Consider the following 16,205-nt stretch of genomic DNA (forward strand, 5'->3'; position numbering starts at 1 on the left):
CTTCAGGCGCCTTGCATCTGGGCATTTTTGAACAGCCTGAAAATGGGCCGTTGGATTACGTTCTGCTGTTTCGATGCCCGGACAGGATTCTGAACGGCGAAGTTTGACGTGTTTTGGGTAACCGCTCTCCGCGAAGCGGAACGTCCGCAGCGCAAATTGTTTGAGCCCGAAGGGCGAGTTTTTGCGTCTGCAGTGCAGCGAGCGTTAGAGCGGTCCAAAACCGTCTATTCGCAGGAAGAATCCTGGCCGAGCGACCATGAATCCGGGGAACGATAAAAAAACGAAAAGAAGGGCACCTCGATGCGCACCGAGGTGCCCTTCTCCACTGTATGAGTCCCGTTTACAGAATCTGCACGTTCGCCGCGGCGGGGCCCTTCTGCCCTTCCGTGACTTCAAAGCTCACGCGCTGGCCTTCGCGCAGGGTACGGAAACCGCGGGTCTGAATGGCGCTGTAGTGGACGAAAATATCGCCACCGTCGTCCATCTGGATGAACCCGAAGCCTTTCTGCTCGTTGAACCACTTCACGGTACCTTCCGACATCGCTTCCATCCTCCTTTCTCAGATTTTCCCGTAAAAGTCGGATGTCAGCTTTGGCAGAAAGTAAAAAACCACCAGACCCGTGCGAGTGTGGTGGCAAACAACCTCAAACCTCAAACTGCGTGTCCCCTAACTTTTACTGCACCCTGCCGGTTCGCTATCTGTCGCCGCCAGGTCGGAGCGTAGAGTAAACCAAGCGGGCCGGGATGTCAAGTGATTTTATCGGGGGGTAGCGTATCATATCTTGTGTCAGAGACAGGAAAGGGGTACCCCCAAGATTGCGACATCCCATAAGGAGGTACCCCATGAGGACAGTTGGTTTGCCGATCAAGAGTTTGTCACAAGCGCACCGGATAATCAAGGAGATGAACCTGTCGCCGGAGTGGGATGCGGATTACCGCTCTGCGGCCCGTCAGGCCCTGGTCGGGATCTTGGAAGACCAGTGAACGACCGGCTGGACCGCTATCTCGACGAGGTGGGCCGCTCGCTGGCGGACCGGCGCAACGGCAGCTACTGCCGTCACCTGCTCACCGAGCTGGGGGATATCGAGCTGCGGGTGCCCCGGAGCCGCAAGACCAGCATGATCGGGGTGGTCCGGGCCTACGCCCGCCGCATCGGCTGCGTGGAGCGGATGATCCTGGCGTGCTTTGTCCTCGGGATCTCCACCCGCAAGATCGCCCACGCCCTGATGCCGGTTCTGGGCGAGCCCGTCAGCGCCACGACGGTGAGCCGGGTGGCCCGGAGGCTCGATGCGGCCGTGAGCGCCTTCCACAGACGGCCGCTGCGCCGAGCCTACCGGTTCCTGCTGTTCGACGGGGTGGTGCTCAAGCGCAGAACCGGAGCCGGGGCCTCCACGCGCGTCGTCCTGGTGGTCCTGGGGGTGACGGCCCAGGGCCGCAAGGAGATCATCGACTTCCGGATCGCCCACGCCGAGTCACAGAGCGCCTGGGAGGTCTTCCTCACGGATCTGTATCGACGGGGACTCACGGGCGAGGGGCTCGAGATGATCATCACCGACGGGGGCCGGGGCCTGCTGGCCGCCCTGCCCTTTGTCTATCCGCAGGTGCCCCTGCAGCGCTGCTGGGTGCATAAAACCCGCAACGTCCTCAACTACGCCCGCAAGAGCGACCAGGCCGCCATGAAGAAGGACCTGCACGCCATCAGCCATGCCGCCTCTCTGCGCGAGGCCCAAGCCGTCCTGCAGCGCTTCTGCCGCATCTGGCGCCCGCTCTATCCCAAGGCCGTCAAGAGCCTCATGAGCCACGAGGAAGAACTCCTGGCGTTCTTCCGGCTGCCCCATCCCAAGCTCTGGCCCACGATCCGGACCACCAACCTCATCGAACGCAGATTCCGCGAGGTCCGCAGGAGAACCCGCCCATGGGCGTCTTCTCCGATCGAACCAGCATGGAGAGAATCCTCTATGCCATCTTTACCCATGAGAACCTGAAAGAAAAAACCATGACCCCTTTCCTCGTCATGACACATAACACTTGACGTTACCTATCGGGGAATGAAAAAGTTGCCTGCCGCGCTTTGCCCCTTTCTTTCGCGGCCGGGGATGGGTACAATGACGATGGACGCGAGATATCTTTCGAATCGGGAGGATGCAATGGTCACGGAACTGATGAAGGACGTCTACTGGGTGGGCATCGTCGACTGGGGCCTGCGGAAGTTTCACGGCCACGAGCTGTCGACGCACCGGGGCTCCACCTACAATTCCTACCTCATCCGGGACGAGAAGACCGTCCTGGTCGACACGGCCTGGGGCCCCTTCAAGGAGGAGTGGCTCGAGAACATCAAGGCCGTCGTCGACCCGGCCGAGATCGACATCATCGTCGCCAACCATGCCGAGCCCGATCACTCGGGGGGGCTTCCGCTCATCATGCAGCATGCCCCCAACGCCGAGCTTGTCGTCTCCAAGCGGGGGGCGGAGAGCATCGAGGGGATCTATCACCGGCCCTGGAAATTCCGCACCGTCAAGACGGGCGACCGCATCCCCATCGGGAAGAGCGAGCTCGTGTTCATCGAGGCCACCATGCTCCACTGGCCCGACAGCATGTTCACCTACCTGGCGGGCCGCAACCTGCTGATGCCCAACGACGCCTTCGGCCAACACTACGCGACGGCGTTCCGGTTCAACGACCAGGTCGACCAGGAGGAGCTCTACGAGGAGGCCCTGAAGTACTACGCCAACATCCTCACGCCCTTCAGCCCCCTCGTCTCGAAGAAGATCGACGAGGTGGTGGGCCTGGGCCTGCCCGTGGACATGATCGCCCCGAGCCACGGCGTGATCTGGCGGAAGGACCCCCTGCAGATCGTCACGAAGTACAAGCAGTGGGCGGCACAGACGCCGGAGAAAACCGCCGTGATCCTCTACGACACCATGTGGGAGGCGACGCGCAGGATGGCCGAGGCCGTGGGCGACGGTCTGGCCGCCGAGGGCGTCCCCTACAAGATCTTCCACATGGCCGTCACGGACCGCAACGACGTGATCACGGAGATCTTCAGGACGAAGGCCGTCATCATCGGTTCCTGCACGGTCAACCAGGGGGTGCTCCCGACGATCGCCCCGATTCTCGAGGACCTCCGGGGGCTGCGGTTCCAGAACAAGATCGGTGCGGCGTTCGGGTCCTATGGCTGGAGCGGCGAGTCGGTGAAGCTCATCGAGGAGCACCTGCAGCGATGCAAGATCCCCGTGGCCGCACCCGGCGTCAGGGCCAAGTGGCAGCCGAAGCCGGCTGACCTCGAGGCCTGCGCCAACCTCGGCCGGGAGGTTGCAAGGGCCGTCAAGGGGGCCTGAGACCGGGACGGGTACAGGGCAGCCTCTCCGATATGCGCACCCCGGCCTCGTTTTGCGGCCGCTGCGCATCCGTTTGATCGCCATGCGGAGGTTGAAGCCGATGGAAGGCCGCATCCTCTGGTTCGACGAGAGCAGCCCTTGTCCCTGGCGGCTGGCCCGGGCCGGCGGTGGGCAAGGCGTGCAAGCCGGCCGGGCAGCCGATGTCCTGCTTGGCGATTTCGATCGTCCGCGCGCGGAGGTCACAATCGGCGCATTGAGGCGCGGCCTGCCTGCAAACGAAATCCACGAGGTGAGAAGCGGGTGCGAGGCTCTCGAGTTCCTTCGGCAGCGGGGCCGCTGCCCCGACCCGGCGAGGCGGCACCGGCCGCTGCTCATGCTGCTGGACGAGGAGATCTCGGGGATGGCGTGCCACTCCATCCTGGCGAGCATGATGAAACTGCCCCTCCCGGGTGACAGAGCGGTGATCCTCCTGGTGGGCGCAGGGCGGGTCGCCGCGCACCGCCAATGGCACCCTGCACCCGACGGCTACCTCGAGAAGCCGTTCGCCTTTTCCGGGCTCATGGCATGCATCCGTTCCGTCCGGGGGCGTGCCTCCCCCGTCTGCGCCCCGGTGCAGGAGAGGCTTGCGTGAGAATCCCGTCAATCTTGACAGTATCCGCGAGGGTCTGTTAATTTGAATTATCCGGACCCATCCGCCTCGAGAACGCCCCTCCCCGTCTGCCGAGGAGGGCCCGCCCCGCCGAAAGGAGCCATCCGCATGGTCACCGCGATCCAGGGGAGAAAGGAGTCCCTTACCGCGAAACCCCTCGACATGGCCCGTCTGGTCGAGTACCAGGCCGGTTCGGTCGTGAGCCGCGCCGTCATCCAGAAGGAGAAGGGCACGGTGACCCTCTTTGCCTTCGACGAAGGGCAGGGGCTCAGCGAGCACACGGCGCCTTTCGACGCCCTCGTGTGCATCCTGGACGGGCGGGCGGAGGTCGTCATCTCCGGCAACCCTCATGTGGTGAAGCAGGGGGAAATGATCATCATGCCGGCCGGCGAGCCTCATGCTCTCAAGGCGGTGGAGCGGTTCAAGATGATGTTGGTCATGATCCGCGGCTAGGCGGCCGAAGGCGCGTCCCGCGCATGAAGAGAGAAGCTTCGAAGTTGAGAAGTTGAGAAGCTTGGATGACCCGAGAGTCGATCGCACACAGCCTGCTTCTCCGAATTTCATAACTTCACAGCTTCCAAACTTCCCATTTAAGATGCCTCCCCTCCGGGGTTGTCAACGGACCCGGGGAAAGGCTTAGCCATTGCACGGCAAGAACAAGCTCATCATCGCCCACCGGGGCGCCACGTCTCCGGCCCATGAGAACACCCTGGAGGCCTTCCAGAAGGCGATCGACCTGGGTGCGGACATGATCGAATTCGACGTGCGGCGCACGAAGGACCTTCGGTACATCGTTCACCACGACCCCGACATCTCGGGCGTTCCCCTCAGCGAGATGACCCTGCGGCAGGTCCGGGACAGGGCCCGGTCCTCGGGGTTTCATGTTCCCGAAGTCGGGGAGGCTCTCGAGCTTGCGCGCGGGCGGATCGGCCTCGACATCGAGTTGAAGGAAGAGGGCTACGAGCAGGTGATCGTCGGGCTCGCTGCCGGAATGCTCCGGATGGAGGATTTCATCGTGAGTTCCTTCCATGCCGGTGCCGTCGAGAGGGCAAGGCAGTGCCGCACCGGGATCCGGACCGGCTTCATCTTCGACGACGCCGGCGCCCTGACACGGGCGATTCTGCACAGTGACACGGAGTGGCTGATCCCGGAGGAGACACTGGCCCGCGGGGATCTCCTGGACCGCATGAGGGGAGCGGGCAAAAGGATCGCCGTGTGGACCGTGAACGACACAGACCGGATCAGACGGTTCCTGGATGACGACCGGATCGACGGGATCATCACGGACCGCACCGATGCCGCCCTTGCCGTGCGGGCGGGGCGCTGAGCCCCGGACGCCGGGACAGGCGGCGGACATCCAATACACGGGTTGACGGAGGGTTTATGAACGAGCTTTCCAAAGACGAACTGAGGCTTCTCATCGAAAAGGGGAAGGCGCCGAGCCTGAGCATCTACATGCCCACGCACAGGGCCGGCGCGGAGGTGCAGCAGAACGCCATCCGGCTCAAGAACCTCCTCAAGGAAGCGGAAGAGCGGCTCGTCAGCGGCGGCCGCCGCGCGGTCGAGGCGGAGAAATTCCTCGAACCCGTCCAGGCCCTCGTGAAAAACAACCCCTTCTGGCGGCAGCAGTCCAGCGGGCTCGCCCTGTTCCTGTGCCCCGACTTTTTCCGGAGCTACCGGCTTCCCGTGGAGTTCCAGCCCTCGGTCATCCTGGCCGAGCGGTTCAACGTCAAGCCCCTGCTGCCCCTGTTCAACACCGAGGGCCGCTTCTACGTGCTGGCCCTGAGCCAGAAGGACGTGCGCCTGCTGGTGTGCTCGCGCTACGGGGTGAAGGAGACGCGGCCCGAGGGGATGCCGCGGAACATCGACGAGGTGATCAAGGTCGACGCGGTCGGCAAGCGCCTGCGTTCCCGCTCCTCCTCGTCGGGGGGCACGGGGCCCCGGGGTTCGACGGCCTGGACCGACGAGGTGTACACCAAGGAAAACGTGCTCCGGTATCTCCAACAGATCGACAAGACCCTCCGGTCGGTCCTGAAGGATGAGCGCGACCCGCTCATCGTCGCCGGGGTCGAGTATGTCTTTTCCCTGTACCGGGACGTCAACACGCACCCCTGCCTCATGGAGACGGCGATCATCGGCAACCCGGACCAGGCAAGCGCCGAGGAGCTCCATGCGCAGGCCCTCCCCATCGTGGAGCCCTGGTTCCTCAGAGAGCAGGAGGAGGCCCGGGTGCGTTACCGGCAGTCGCTCGGGACGGGTCTCGCCTCGAACAACCTCGAGGAGATCGTGCCGGCCGCCCATCACGGACGGGTCGGGTATCTCTTCGTGGAAGTGGGCAAGGAGAAATGGGGCACCTTCAACCCTGAGACGGGGAAAGTCGTTCTGCACAACGGCGGGCAGAAAGGGGACGAGGACCTGATCGACTTTGCGGCGGTCCAGACCCTGGGGACGGGCGGGAAGGTCTATGCCGTCCAGCGTGACCGGATGCCCGACAAGGAGCCGGTGGCGGCCCTGTTCCGATACTGAGGCAGGGCATCGGGTCCTGGACAGAGGGACGGGGAAGACGAAAAAAACAACGGCCGGAGAGACCGGAGAGCGCCACTCCCCGGTCTCTCCCGGTTTCGCGCCTCATCATCAATGACGGCCTGAGGCCGGCGGGCGAAATGGAGCACGGACCATCGGCGGACATCACCCCCCGGAGCTGACGCAGGGAAGCCTCTGGAAGAACATCTGGCACCTCTCGTGGCCCACCTTCTTCATCATGGTCTTCAACTTCCTCGTGGGCCTGGCCGATCTCTACGTGGCGGGCTTCATCGGGCCCGACATCCAGGCGGCCATCGGGTTCGTCACCCAGCTCTTCTTCATCGTCATCATCGTTGCCAACGCCATCGGCGTCGGGACCATCGCCATGGTGTCCCGGGCCGTCGGGGCGTCGAACCCCGGGCGGGCCGTCGGGATCGCGAGGCAGTCCCTGCTGTTCGGCGCGGTCGTCGCCGTCGTGATCACCGCCGCCACGCTCGTCTATTGCCGCCAGATCGTGGCCCTGGCGGGCATGCCCGCAGAGATCCGCGCCGTCGCGGAGGACTTCCTGCGCATCTTCGCCTTCGCCCTGGGGCCCAACTACCTGCTCATCATCGCGAATGCCGTCTTCCGGGCCGCGGGCGACGTGCAGAAGCCCCTGCTGACGATGTTCTTTGTCAGCCTCGTCAACATCGCGGGCGATTTCGCCCTGGTTTTCGGGATCCCGCCCTTCCCGGCGATGGGATACCGGGGCATCGCGCTGGCCACGGCCTCGTCGTTTGCCGCGGGGATGCTCATCAGCCTGGCCCTGCTGGCGACGCAGCGGTGGCGGGGCGTGTTCACCGAGCCCTGGCGCGTGGAGTTCGGCACCATCGGCCGGATCATCGACATCGGCTGGCCGTCGGTTTTCATGCAGGTCGCCTGGCAGGCCGGCAGCATCGTGCTCTACAACATCCTGTCCCGGGTGGGCGAGGGGGCGGTCACGGCCCTGGCCGCGCTGACCAACGGCCTTCGGATCGAGGCCGTCATCTTCCTGCCGGCCTTCGCCCTCAACATGGCCGCCTCCGTCCTCACCGGGCAGAACCTGGGGGCGGGCAACCCGCAGAGGGCGGAGATGCTCGCCTGGAAGACCGCGGGGGCGGGGATGGTCCTGCTCGGGACGCTGGCCCTGCCCATCTTCATCTGGGCCGAGGCGTTCGCGTCGATCCTGGCACGGACGCCGGAGGTCCTGAACGAGACGGCCAACTACCTGCGGATCAACATGGTCTCCGAGCCCTTTCTGGCCCTGGGGACCATCCTGTCCGGGGCCATCACGGGGGCGGGCGACACGAGGGCCACCATGTGGATCATCGTGGCCGCCATGTGGGGGATCCGGCTGCCGCTGGCCTACGTCCTGGCGATCACGCTCGGCTGGGGGCCGACCGGGGTGTGGGTCGCCATGGTGGTCTCCATGATCGGTTACTCGATCCTCATGAGCCTGCGGTTTCGCGGCGGGCGGTGGAAGCATGTGAACGTGGGCTAGGGTTGCGGCCTTCGGGGTTTTTCGGCCGCCCGGGTTGTGGTACATTGACATGGACATCAAACAGGAGCCGAGACATGGTCACCCGCGAAACGATACGGGACATTCTGGAGAGGTATCGAACCATTGCCGTCTACGGCATGTCGAAGGACCCGGGGAAAACGGCCCACTGGGTGCCGGCATACCTCGCCAAGAAAGGCTATGACATCATCCCCGTGAACCCGACGGCCGACACGATCCTGAAGCGCAAATGCTACCCCGACCTCAAGTCGATCCCGGCGCGGATCGATGTGGTGCAGGTATTCCGGCCCTCCGAGGCGGCGCTGGAGCCGGTGAAAGAGGCGGTTGCCAGGAAGAAGGAAAGAGGCGACGTCTCCGTTATCTGGCTCCAGATGGGGATTCGGAACGAGGAGGCCCGCAGGCTTGCCGAGGAAAACGGGATCCTCTTCGTGCAGGACCGATGCATGTACGACGAGCACCACATGTTGAGCCCCATGGACGGATAGCCGCCCGGCGGAGGGTCCCGGGCGGAATCGGGGAAAGCCGGAATCTGATCATGTGCGGAAGATTCACCCTTGTCAGCCCCTTCGTCGCAGTTGCCGAGCGGTTCCGCGCGTCGCCGCCGTCCGGGCTTCGGCCCCGGTACAACATCGCCCCGGGACAGGACATCCTCTGCGTCATCCGGGACGGAGAAAGGCGCATCGAGCCGATGCGTTGGGGGCTCATCCCTTCCTGGGCGAAAGACCCCTCCATCGGCAACCGCCTCGTCAACGCCCGTGCCGAAACCCTGGCGGAGAAGCCAAGCTTCCGCAGCGCCTTCGCGAAGCGCCGCTGCCTCGTCGCGGCCGACGGGTTCTACGAGTGGCGGCGGGCGGGCAGGCGCAAGGTGCCGGTGTACATTTTCCTCAAGTCGAGAAAGCCCTTCGGCTTTGCCGGCCTCTACGAGACCTGGAAAGCCCCTGGGGGGCAGGAGATCCGCACCTGCACGATCGTCACGACGGAGGCAAACGATCTCGTCCGTCCCATCCATGACCGCATGCCCGTCATCGTGCCCGTGACGCTCGAGGATCTCTGGCTCGATCCCGCCGAAAAGGACCGCGGCCTGCTCGAGTCGGTGCTGATGCCTTATCCCGCGGAGGAGATGGACGCCTACGACGTGACGACCGCCGTCAACAACGCCTCCCACGACGGACCGGACTGCATCCTGCCCGCCTGACCCTGACCCTGGCCGGGGAGCTCTTCACCCTCTTTCCTGACGCCCGCGGAACGGGCTCTTGCACCCGCCGGGGCAGCTCGCCGCGGCTCCCGTCCCGCGACATGCATGTCGCAGGGGCGTGACGAAAGGGTCGCTGCCCCCGGAAGCCCGTCGGGAGGGCACTTCCGGACGGATGCCCTGGTGCGGCGAGGGTCTCTCCCGAATCATGAGGGGGGATTTTGTCGCTGCTCCCCGGGGGCGGCTGTCCGGCAGGATTCTGAAACATGAAGGAATATCGGCATGTTGGCAGAATATGGCCGACATCCTGATCGTGGCAGAATGTTTGCTTTGCCGTTACATGCGTTCTGTTTAGTCCCCGTGTTACGTTGGAGGACGATCGATTTGCCTGATCGCATTCGTTGGGAGACGGACCTGGAAAAGGCTCTCAAGCGGCGGAAAGCCAGGGAAAAACCGATCCTGATCTTCTTTCACGACCCAGGGCTGACCGACAGCCGCAACATGGAGAGGCTGACGTACCCGGATCGAACGGTCATCGATCTCATCGAGGAGAACGTCGTACCGGTCAAGATTTCCGGCGATGCAGGCCCTTGGGCGGACAAGTACATGGTGAAGTGGACACCGACTCTGATCACGGTCAACGGCGAAGGGAAGGAACATCACAGGGCCGTCGGGTTTTTGCCGCCCGAGGAGCTCATCCCCTCGGTCCTCTTGGGGGTGGGCAAGGTCCATTTCGATGCCGACAGGATTGACAAGGCCCTGCAATACTTCGAACAGATCGTGGAGAAGTACCCGAGGAGCGAGTCGACGGCCGAGGCGATCTACTTGAAAGGGATCTGCCAGTACAAGAGCACGCACAACGCGAAGCCGCTCAAGATGGCCTATGAAAGGCTGCAGGCCGATTACCCGGCCAGCATCTGGACGAAACGCGCTTATCCTTACAGGCTGCTGTGAGGATATCGATATAGGATTCCCTCCCCTTCCTCCTCGCCCTGTGCAGTCCCCGCCTTAACTGCACAGGGCGAGAACTTTTTTAGCACCTTTCAGCTTCGCAGCTTCCCTGCATTTGACCGCGGCGTGAGTCGCTATGACCATCGCAGCCGGAGCGAATTGGTCACCACCGACACGGAGCTCAGCGCCATGGCGGCGGCCGCGTAGACGGGATTGAGGAGGATGCCGAAAAACGGGTAGAGGACGCCCGCGGCGACGGGGATCCCGATGACGTTGTAGATGAAGGCCCAGAAGAGGTTCTGGCGGATGGTCCTCATCGTGCGGAAGGAAAGGCGGATCGCCTCGGGCACGGCACGCAGGTCGTCACGGATGAGCGTGATGTCGGAGGCCTCGATGGCCACGTCGGTCCCGGCCCCGACGGCGATCCCGATGTCGGCGGCCGAGAGGGCCGGGGCGTCGTTGATCCCGTCGCCCACCATGGCGACGATCTCGCCCTGCGCCTTCAGGCGCCGGATCTCGTTTGCCTTTTCGCCCGGCAGAATCTCGGCGAGCACCCGGTCGATGCCAAGGGCCCTTCCCACGGCCCGGGCGGTGGCCTCGTTGTCGCCCGTGATCAGGGCGACCTTGAGTCCCATGCCTTTGAGGTCCTGCAGCGCCTCGGCGGCCGTGTCCTTCGGCACGTCGGAAAGGGCAATCACGCCGGCCGCCTGGCCCCCGACGGCGACGTAGACGCAGGTCTTCGCCTCCCCGGAGAGCCTGTCCGCCGCCGCGCCCAGCCCGTCAAGGCGCACTCCCTCCTGCTCGATGAGCCTGCGGTTGCCCAGCAGCACGGGGACCCCCTCGAAGAGGGCCTTTGCACCGAGTCCGGAGAGGGCCTCGAACCCCTCGACGGCGACCGGCGCGATCCCCTCGCCCCTCGCCTTCTCGACGATGGCGGCGGCCAGGGGGTGCTCCGAAAGCGCCTCCACGGAGGCGGCGATCTGCAGAACCCGGTTCCGCCCCACGCCGGGAGCCGTCTCGACGTCTGTGACGCGGGGCTCGCCCACGGTCAGGGTCCCCGTCTTGTCGAAGACGACCATGGTCAGCCTGTGGGCCTTCTCGAGGCTCTCGCCCCCCTTGATGAGGATTCCCTTCTCGGCGCCGATCCCCGTGCCCACCATGACGGCCGTCGGCGTCGCCAGTCCCATGGCGCAGGGGCAGGCGATGATGAGGACGGAGACGAAATTGAGCAGCGCCCGCGTCAGGACGGGGTCGGGGACGAAAAAGGCCCAGACGGCGAACGTGACGGCGGCAATCGCCATGACGGCCGGCACGAACACGGCGGCCACGCGGTCGGCGATCCGCTGGATCGGGGCCTTCGAGCCCTGGGCCTCCTCGACGAGGCGGATGATCTGGGCAAGCGCCGTCTCGGCCCCGATCTTCGTCGCCCGGAAGGTGAAGCTGCCGCTGCGGTTGATCGTGGCCCCGTAGACGCTGCTGCCGGGCTCCTTCGCGACGGGCATGCTCTCGCCCGTGAGCATGGACTCGTCCACGGCCGAGGCGCCCGCAAGGACGATGCCGTCCGTGGGGATCTTCTCGCCGGGCCGCACGAGGATCTCGTCCCCCTTCATGACCTCTTCGACGGGGACGTCGACCGGCTGCCCGTCGCGGATCACGCGGGCCGTCCGGGGCTTGAGCCCCGCGAGGCGCTTGATGGCCTGCGAGGTCTTTCCCTTCGTGCGCGCCTCGAGCAGCCGCCCCAGGACAATGAAGCTCACGATGAACGCCGCCCCGTCGTAGTACACGTGCAGTTCCAGGCCGGCGCGGGTGAAGAGGGACGGGAAAAAGGTTGCCAGCGCGGAGTAGAGGTAGGCCGAGAGCGACCCGACGGACACCAGGGTGTTCATGTCCGAGGTCTTCTGTCTCAACGCCTTGAGGGCCCCCGAGTGAAACCGGCTTCCCGCCCAGAAGACGACGGGCGTCGTCAGCACGAAGAGCAGGTAGAGCATGGCCTGCCGCGGGACCCCGCCCAGGAAGGGAAACCACTCCTGCATCGTGCCGATGAAGATGAGCACACTCAGGACGATGCCCACGGCGAATTTGACGGTCAGCTCCCGGATCTCCCGCCCGCGGGCCTCCTCGATGGGGTCCCCGCGCGTCTCGTCGACGAGGCCCAGGTATTCGTAGCCCGCCTCCGTGACGGCCCTGCGGAGCGCGCCCGGACCGGCCCACTCCGGGCCGTGGGTCACCGTGGCGCGGCCCGTGGCCAGGTTCACGGCGGCCTCCTCGACGCCGGGGACCTCCTTCAGGGCAAGCTCCACCCGGCGCACGCAGGCGGCGCAGGTCATCCCGCCGATTGAAATGGTTGTCTTTTCCAGGGCGCCGCGGCCCACCGGTTCCCGGGAAACGACCTCGTAGCCCAGGTCGTGCACCGCTGCGGCCATGACCTCCGCGCTCACGGCCTCGGGATCGTATTCCACGAGGGCCTTGCTCGAGGCGAGGTTGACCGTGGCGTCCTGCACGCCCGGCAGGGCCTTCAGGCCCTCCTCCACGCGCCGCACGCAGGCGGCGCAGGACATGCCGGCAATGCCCAACGCGATCTTCTCAGGCAACGTCGTACCCTGCCTTCCGGATGCGCTCCGCGATGACGGCCCTGTCGACGGGCTGGGTCTCCTCGAAGGTCGCCTCGCCCCTCGCGAGATCCACGTTCACGTTGCGGACCCCCTCGATGCCGCTCAGGGCCTTCGTGACGGCCGTGGCGCAGTGGCTGCAGGTCATCCCCTTGATCTTGATCGTGGCCATGTGATGTTCGGGTTCCTTTCATGCGTTCGGTGCTGCTGCCGCATTTTTTGTTATTATAAGCACGAACCAGCCGCATTCCAACCACAAACCCTTTGCTCTTCCCGCCGGTTGTGATAGAAATACCCTGAAAGGCCATCCCCTCCCGCGGAGTCTGTCATGCTCAAATACCTGGAGAAGCTCGAAGGCGTCGTGATCCGGGCGCTGGTCGTGATGATGGCCCTGGTCGTCCTCTTTGCCTCCCTCGACCTGGCCTGGATCATCATCCGCGACCTCAGCACGCCGCCGTACCTGCTCTTCGACGTGAACCGCCTCCTGGAGATCTTCGGCATGTTTCTGCTGATCCTCATCGGGATCGAGCTGCTCGAATCCATCCGGATGTACCTGGACCACCGGCTCGTCCACGTGGAGGTGGTCATGACGGTGGCGATGATCGCGATCGCCCGAAAGGTCATCATCCTCGACGTGAAGGAGCTCGACGGGCTCAAGCTCATCGGGATCGGCGTGATCATCGTGGCCCTGGCCGGCGGCTACGTATACATCCGGCGCTGCTACCGGGATGGGAGCATCTGCATACCCGAGAGGCACGACTCGTAAATCCGCTATGAAAGGGCGTGGATTTCGGCTATAGTTCGCCCTGTTTTCCCGTTTTTTTGACACCAACACGAGGAGGCACGAGGGGACTATGATCTACAACGAGGAATTCGAGACGCTGCCGCGCGAAGCACTGGAGGCGCTGCAGGTCAAGAGGCTCCAGCAGGTCGTGCAGCGCGTCTACCACACCGTGGGGTTCTACAAGCGGGCCTTCGACAACGTCGGCGTCAAGCCCGACGACATCCGGTCCCTCGACGACCTAAAGCGGCTCCCCTTCACGACCAAGCAGGACCTGCGGGACAACTACCCCTACGGGCTCTTCGCCGTCCCCATGTCGAGTGTCGTCCGGGTCCACGCCTCCTCGGGCACCACGGGCCGATCCACCGTCGTGGGCTACACGAGGCGCGACATCGACACCTGGTCCGAGCTCATGGCCCGGTGCTTCGTCATGGCGGGGCTGACGAAGAACGACATCATCCACAACGCTTACGGCTACGGCCTCTTCACGGGCGGCCTCGGGGCCCACTACGGGGCCGAGCGGCTCGGCGCCAGCGTCATCCCCATCTCGGGCGGCAACACGAAGCGGCAGATCATGATCCTGCAGGACTTCGGGCCCACCGCCATCTGCGCCACCCCCTCCTACACCCTCTACCTGGCCGAGCAGGGCGAGGAGATGGGCGTCGACATGCGATCCCTGAAGCTGCGCGTGGGCGTCCTGGGCGCCGAGCCTTGGAGCGAGAGGATGCGGCAGCAGATCGAGGACAAGCTCAACATCACGGCACTCGACATCTACGGGCTCTCGGAGGTCATGGGTCCCGGCGTCTCCATGGAGTGCCTGGAGGCCAAGCAGGGTCTGCACATCTTCGAGGACCACTTCATCGCCGAGATCATCAACCCCGAAACGGGCGAGGTCCTGCCCGAGGGCGAGGTCGGCGAGCTGGTCTTCACAACGGTGACCAAGGAGGCCTTCCCGCTCATCCGCTACCGGACGCGGGACGTCTCCCGGCTGGTGAAGGCGCCCTGCCGGTGCGGCCGGACGCTTGTGCGCATGGACCGCGTCACGGGCCGCAGCGACGACATGATCATCATCCGCGGCGTCAACGTCTACCCCTCCCAGATCGAGGGCGTGCTGCTCAACATCCCGGGCATCGAGCCCCATTACATGCTCATCGTGGACCGCGAGGGCAACCTCGACACCCTGGAGGTGCAGGTCGAGGTGGGGGAGAAGGTCTTCGCCGAGACGGGCGAGGTGAAGGTGCTGCAGGAGCTCAGCCGCCGCATCACGAAGGACATCAAGGACTACCTGGGCATCTCGACCAAGGTGAAGCTCGTGGAGCCCAAGACGATCCAGCGCTTCGAGGGCAAGGCGCAGCGCGTCATCGACAAGCGAACCATTTGAGACCGCACGAAGGGGGTGCACCCATGAACAAGGTCGAGCAGATATCCATCTTTCTCGAGAACAAGCCGGGCGGGCTGGAATTCGTCACGCGCGTGCTGCGGGATGCCGGCATCAACATCCGTGCCCTCTCGCTCGCCGACACCTCCGATTTCGGGGTGCTCCGCCTGATCGTCAACGACGTGGAGAAGGCCAAGCAGGTCCTCAAGGAGAACGGCTTCACCGTGGGACGCACGAGTGTTGTGGCCGTGCTGGTCCCCGACCGGCCGGGCGGGCTGCACAGCATCCTCGAGGCGCTCTCGAAGGAAAACATCAACGTGGAGTACATGTACGCCTTCGTCGAGCGAAGCGGCGAGCACGCCATCATCATCTTCCGGTTCAACGCGACGGACCGCGCCATCGAGATCCTGACGAAGAGCGGGTTCACGGTGCTGCCGGGGGAGAAGGTGTACAGCCTTTGAGCGATTGTTCAACGGGGTATATCCGAGCAAGAGAAGGTAAGAAGGTGAGAGGGTAAGAATGTTGGATAAGTTCGCGGCCAATGCCTGCTCTCCGATTCTCCAACCTTCTCACCTTCGAACCCTCTTACCTTCTCACATAGGGCTGCTTACGTCTGTATGTTCTTGACCGGACTCGGGGGATTTGATTTCGGCAGGAGGACATGAGCGAGAAGATCATTGAGGCCCTGCGCCGGCGGGCTCAGAGCGAGCCCTACGCGAAACTGCTGGGCCTCGAACTCGTCAGGGTCGAAGATGGATATGCGCTGGTGCGGATGCCCTTCACGGATGCGCACCGCAACATCTACGGCCGCTGCCACGGCGGGGCGCTTTTCTCCCTCATCGACGAGGCGTTCCAGTTCGCCTCGAATTCAAGCGGCAAGATCGAAATCGCGCTCAACGTGAGCGTCTCCTACATGAAGGCCCCGAACGACGGGGACATCCTGCAGGCCGAGGCGAGGCTCGTCAACCGCACCCGGCGGGTCAGCCACTTCCTCATCGAGGTCCGAAACGCCGCGGGCGACCTCATCGCATCCTGCCAGGCCACCGCCTGGCGCAGGGATGAACCCTTGCCGTTTCTTGAGACATAAGAGCGGGCGGCCAGGCAGCGATCGTTGAATCGGGGATTGCAGCTGCCGGTGCTCGGCCGGATTCTCTTCTCAACACCGGCAATTCCATATCGGAAGGAACGCCGACGCCGTCCGCCTTGAACGCGATGGTGGTTGCTCGGCCAACTGAGGATGCCACGCC

The 16,205-nt window shown here is 64.4% G+C and carries 18 protein-coding genes; 15 read left to right on the plus strand and 3 right to left on the minus strand.

Features of this window, described 5'->3' with window-relative positions:
* Positions 1-340: 340 nt before the first annotated feature.
* The gene (locus HPY67_06285; protein ID NPV04319.1) at positions 341-541 is read right to left on the minus strand and encodes a cold-shock protein; all 201 of its coding nucleotides are present in this window, start codon (positions 539-541) and stop codon (positions 341-343) included.
* Positions 542-843: 302 nt separating this feature from the next.
* On the opposite strand from HPY67_06285, the gene HPY67_06290 reads away from it, so the two are divergent.
* From HPY67_06290 to HPY67_06340, 11 genes are all read left to right on the plus strand, one after another.
* Positions 844-984 carry a hypothetical protein gene (locus HPY67_06290; protein ID NPV04320.1) on the plus strand — a complete coding sequence of 47 codons (141 nt, stop codon included), beginning with the start codon at positions 844-846 and terminating at the stop codon, positions 982-984.
* Entirely contained in the window at positions 981-1,985 is a 1,005-nt protein-coding gene (locus HPY67_06295; protein ID NPV04321.1) for an IS256 family transposase, read from the plus strand. The genes HPY67_06290 and HPY67_06295 overlap by 4 nt, the downstream gene beginning before the upstream one ends.
* A 162-nt stretch (positions 1,986-2,147) precedes the next feature.
* On the plus strand, positions 2,148-3,338 hold the full coding sequence (locus tag HPY67_06300) for an MBL fold metallo-hydrolase (protein NPV04322.1): 1,191 nt from the start codon (positions 2,148-2,150) through the stop codon (positions 3,336-3,338).
* Between the two features lie 100 nt (positions 3,339-3,438).
* On the plus strand, positions 3,439-3,969 hold the full coding sequence (locus HPY67_06305) for a hypothetical protein (protein NPV04323.1): 531 nt from the start codon (positions 3,439-3,441) through the stop codon (positions 3,967-3,969).
* 126 nt (positions 3,970-4,095) lie between these two features.
* The gene (locus tag HPY67_06310) at positions 4,096-4,440 is read left to right on the plus strand and encodes a cupin domain-containing protein (GenBank protein ID NPV04324.1); all 345 of its coding nucleotides are present in this window, start codon (positions 4,096-4,098) and stop codon (positions 4,438-4,440) included.
* 190 nt (positions 4,441-4,630) lie between these two features.
* The gene (locus HPY67_06315) at positions 4,631-5,314 is read left to right on the plus strand and encodes a glycerophosphodiester phosphodiesterase (GenBank protein NPV04325.1); all 684 of its coding nucleotides are present in this window, start codon (positions 4,631-4,633) and stop codon (positions 5,312-5,314) included.
* 56 nt (positions 5,315-5,370) lie between these two features.
* Entirely contained in the window at positions 5,371-6,513 is a 1,143-nt protein-coding gene (locus HPY67_06320; GenBank protein ID NPV04326.1) for a hypothetical protein, read from the plus strand.
* Between the two features lie 235 nt (positions 6,514-6,748).
* The gene (locus tag HPY67_06325; protein ID NPV04327.1) at positions 6,749-8,029 is read left to right on the plus strand and encodes an MATE family efflux transporter; all 1,281 of its coding nucleotides are present in this window, start codon (positions 6,749-6,751) and stop codon (positions 8,027-8,029) included.
* Positions 8,030-8,103: 74 nt separating this feature from the next.
* Positions 8,104-8,532 carry a CoA-binding protein gene (locus tag HPY67_06330; protein ID NPV04328.1) on the plus strand — a complete coding sequence of 143 codons (429 nt, stop codon included), beginning with the start codon at positions 8,104-8,106 and terminating at the stop codon, positions 8,530-8,532.
* Between the two features lie 50 nt (positions 8,533-8,582).
* On the plus strand, positions 8,583-9,242 hold the full coding sequence (locus tag HPY67_06335) for an SOS response-associated peptidase (GenBank protein NPV04329.1): 660 nt from the start codon (positions 8,583-8,585) through the stop codon (positions 9,240-9,242).
* 318 nt (positions 9,243-9,560) lie between these two features.
* Entirely contained in the window at positions 9,561-10,193 is a 633-nt protein-coding gene (locus HPY67_06340; GenBank protein NPV04330.1) for a tetratricopeptide repeat protein, read from the plus strand.
* Positions 10,194-10,324: 131 nt separating this feature from the next.
* On the opposite strand, the gene HPY67_06345 is transcribed toward HPY67_06340, so the two are convergent.
* Together HPY67_06345 and HPY67_06350 are read right to left on the minus strand one after the other, a co-directional pair.
* Positions 10,325-12,781, minus strand: coding sequence for a copper-translocating P-type ATPase (locus HPY67_06345; GenBank protein NPV04331.1), 2,457 nt, complete (start codon positions 12,779-12,781; stop codon positions 10,325-10,327).
* On the minus strand, positions 12,774-12,971 hold the full coding sequence (locus HPY67_06350) for a heavy-metal-associated domain-containing protein (GenBank protein NPV04332.1): 198 nt from the start codon (positions 12,969-12,971) through the stop codon (positions 12,774-12,776). The genes HPY67_06345 and HPY67_06350 overlap by 8 nt, the downstream gene beginning before the upstream one ends.
* A gap of 156 nt (positions 12,972-13,127) precedes the next feature.
* Between HPY67_06350 and HPY67_06355 the strand changes: the two genes are divergently transcribed.
* From HPY67_06355 to HPY67_06370, 4 genes are all read left to right on the plus strand, one after another.
* On the plus strand, positions 13,128-13,565 hold the full coding sequence (locus HPY67_06355) for a phosphate-starvation-inducible PsiE family protein (GenBank protein ID NPV04333.1): 438 nt from the start codon (positions 13,128-13,130) through the stop codon (positions 13,563-13,565).
* A gap of 88 nt (positions 13,566-13,653) precedes the next feature.
* A complete protein-coding gene (locus HPY67_06360; protein NPV04334.1) occupies positions 13,654-14,961 on the plus strand; it encodes a phenylacetate--CoA ligase in 1,308 nt (435 codons plus the stop codon).
* A 23-nt stretch (positions 14,962-14,984) separates the two neighbouring features.
* The gene (locus HPY67_06365) at positions 14,985-15,419 is read left to right on the plus strand and encodes an ACT domain-containing protein (protein NPV04335.1); all 435 of its coding nucleotides are present in this window, start codon (positions 14,985-14,987) and stop codon (positions 15,417-15,419) included.
* A gap of 200 nt (positions 15,420-15,619) precedes the next feature.
* Positions 15,620-16,045, plus strand: a complete 426-nt coding sequence (locus HPY67_06370) for a PaaI family thioesterase (protein ID NPV04336.1) — start codon at positions 15,620-15,622, stop codon at positions 16,043-16,045.
* Positions 16,046-16,205 lie beyond the last annotated feature (160 nt).

The organism is Syntrophaceae bacterium (assembly GCA_013177795.1).
In the GTDB taxonomy this organism is placed as follows: Bacteria; Desulfobacterota; Syntrophia; order Syntrophales; family UBA2192; genus UBA2192.

Coding starts and splice junctions, on each gene's coding strand:
- HPY67_06365 (NPV04335.1), top strand. CDS start 14,985: ATGAACAAGGTCGAGCAGATATCCATCTTTCTCGAGAACAAGCCGGGC.
- HPY67_06285 (NPV04319.1), bottom strand. CDS start 541: ATGTCGGAAGGTACCGTGAAGTGGTTCAACGAGCAGAAAGGCTTCGGG.
- HPY67_06300 (NPV04322.1), top strand. CDS start 2,148: ATGGTCACGGAACTGATGAAGGACGTCTACTGGGTGGGCATCGTCGAC.
- HPY67_06350 (NPV04332.1), bottom strand. CDS start 12,971: ATGGCCACGATCAAGATCAAGGGGATGACCTGCAGCCACTGCGCCACG.
- HPY67_06370 (NPV04336.1), top strand. CDS start 15,620: ATGAGCGAGAAGATCATTGAGGCCCTGCGCCGGCGGGCTCAGAGCGAG.
- HPY67_06325 (NPV04327.1), top strand. CDS start 6,749: ATGGTCTTCAACTTCCTCGTGGGCCTGGCCGATCTCTACGTGGCGGGC.
- HPY67_06290 (NPV04320.1), top strand. CDS start 844: ATGAGGACAGTTGGTTTGCCGATCAAGAGTTTGTCACAAGCGCACCGG.
- HPY67_06305 (NPV04323.1), top strand. CDS start 3,439: ATGGAAGGCCGCATCCTCTGGTTCGACGAGAGCAGCCCTTGTCCCTGG.
- HPY67_06355 (NPV04333.1), top strand. CDS start 13,128: ATGCTCAAATACCTGGAGAAGCTCGAAGGCGTCGTGATCCGGGCGCTG.
- HPY67_06320 (NPV04326.1), top strand. CDS start 5,371: ATGAACGAGCTTTCCAAAGACGAACTGAGGCTTCTCATCGAAAAGGGG.
- HPY67_06310 (NPV04324.1), top strand. CDS start 4,096: ATGGTCACCGCGATCCAGGGGAGAAAGGAGTCCCTTACCGCGAAACCC.
- HPY67_06335 (NPV04329.1), top strand. CDS start 8,583: ATGTGCGGAAGATTCACCCTTGTCAGCCCCTTCGTCGCAGTTGCCGAG.
- HPY67_06340 (NPV04330.1), top strand. CDS start 9,561: ATGTTTGCTTTGCCGTTACATGCGTTCTGTTTAGTCCCCGTGTTACGT.
- HPY67_06360 (NPV04334.1), top strand. CDS start 13,654: ATGATCTACAACGAGGAATTCGAGACGCTGCCGCGCGAAGCACTGGAG.
- HPY67_06330 (NPV04328.1), top strand. CDS start 8,104: ATGGTCACCCGCGAAACGATACGGGACATTCTGGAGAGGTATCGAACC.